At 52.8% G+C, this 1,863-nt stretch carries 2 protein-coding genes and 1 pseudogene; all 3 read left to right on the forward strand.

Annotation, left to right across the window (positions count from 1 at the left end):
• Positions 1–401, forward strand: a pseudogene (locus tag AC2VLY_RS07635) (HlyD family secretion protein); the annotation flags it as partial.
• A gap of 121 nt (positions 402–522) precedes the next feature.
• Positions 523–984 (forward strand): globin domain-containing protein, encoded by a 462-nt coding sequence (locus AC2VLY_RS07640; protein ID WP_024895366.1) that lies wholly within the window; start codon positions 523–525, stop codon positions 982–984.
• 59 nt (positions 985–1,043) lie between these two features.
• Positions 1,044–1,863, forward strand: an 820-nt coding sequence (locus AC2VLY_RS07645) for a 2Fe-2S iron-sulfur cluster-binding protein (protein WP_486922046.1), incomplete at its 3' end; no start/stop codon positions are given.

Genomic DNA, 1,863 nt, shown 5'->3' on the forward strand with positions numbered 1-1,863 from the left:
AGGAAACGGCCATGCGCCATGTCCGCCCCGGACAGGCCGTTCAGTTGACCAGCTATTACTACGGCCATCAGGTGCGCTATCACGGCACCGTTCTGGGCTTACTTCCCGGTGCCGGCAGTGCATTCAGCATTTTGCCCCCCGAGAATGCCACCGGAAATTACATTCATATTGTGGAACGCGTGCCGGTACGTATTGCCATACCTGCCAGGGAACTAGCGGAACACCCCTTGCGTCCGGGGCTTTCCATGATTGCAGAACTGCACTGGAAACCTGGACAAAAACATTCCGTACTCCAGCCCCTGACCACCACCCCGACCCAAGGTTATGAAAGCACGGTATATCGCACTGAACTGCTGCAGGCTCAACAGCGGGCGGAGGTCATCATTCGCCAGAATAGCTAAACCGGAACATTCGTAAACTTGACCGAAATCAAGGAAATTCCATTAACCAATCCTTATTCTCTAAAACACTGGCTGTGTTACGCAGCCTATCCACCAAATACACATATAGGAGTCATCCCTAATGAGCATCAATATTCAACTGATCCAGTCCAGTGGTGCAGCCGTGAAAGACCTGGGTGTTCCGGTTGCCGAGCACTTTTATGACTATATGTTTACGCATTTTCCAGAAGTCCGGAAAATGTTTCCGGGAGACATGACCGAACAACGTATACGGCTTTTTAATTCGGTCATTCTGATTGCGACCACTATCGACAATCTGGAAGTGTTGGTCCCTTATCTGAAAGAGCTGGGCATTTCACACATCAAATATGATACGCGTCCGGAACATTATCCCATCGTCGGTAAAAGCCTGCTCAATACCCTGAAACATTTTCTGGGCGCTGCATGGACTCAGGAAATGGCAGAATCCTGGATTGAGGCCTACAACCTCGCGTCCACGGTTTGTATTGAGGCAGCCTATGAGGCGATGGCTCCTTCCCGTTTTGTCCCGGTCACCATCGACGACGTTCCGCCTGCTGTGTGATTCAGACATACCGGTGGCGCAGGGATATTTCCGCTGCGCCACGCTGATGAGGTGACGCCATGGAATACGAAATTTGTCTGGAGCCCTCCGGTGTCCGCTTCAAGGCGGATGAAAGCCAGAATATTGTCGAAGCAGCAAAAGCCCATCATGTGGCCATTAAACATGGATGCGCCAGCGGTTCCTGCGGAGATTGCAAGGGCACCATCCTGTCCGGAGAAAGTGAGCAGGGACCCTTCATGCCCCTGCTTTTATTGCCTACAGAGCGCGCTGCGGGCATGGCCATTTTGTGCAAGCTTTATCCGCGCAGTGATCTGCGGCTGCAGGCTGAAGTGATTTCCGGGGACGTCTGGAATACTGAAATTGTGGGGTTGAGCAAACTGGCCTGGAATGTGCTGGAACTGCGCTTACGGCCGGAAAAACCCTATCCATACCGAAGCGGGCAATATGCACGGATGGCCGTGCCGGGGCAGGAAAATCAATGGCGTTCTTACTCCATGGCCACCCCTCCGCAGGACTGGGGCGAGTTGGTTTTTCATATTCGTGAACTTCCGGGTGGTCTGTTCAGTCGCTGGCTTTTTTACCGGGCACAGCCCGGCGAAGTAATCACGCTCGGACCGCCACAAGGGGACTTCGCTCTCCAGGATAATACGCGGCCCCTGCTCTGTATTGCCGCAGGAACAGGATTGGCACCTATTGAAGCCATCATTCAGGAAAGTATGCACATTGGGCAAACCCGCCCGATTCATCTTTTTTACGGCGCCAAAAAACAGCGGGATTTTTATCATCTGGAAACCCTGCAGCAATGGGCCGGACAGTATGCCCATTTCACTTTTACACCCACCATTTCCGATGGCGAAGATACGCAGTGGAAAGGTGCCC

The sequence above is a fragment of the Acidithiobacillus sp. TH-A36 genome (genome assembly GCF_057473445.1).

What these genes read in the sequence shown, in the direction of transcription:
- AC2VLY_RS07640 (WP_024895366.1), top strand. Translation starts at nt 523, where the DNA reads ATGAGCATCAATATTCAACTGATCCAGTCCAGTGGTGCAGCCGTGAAA.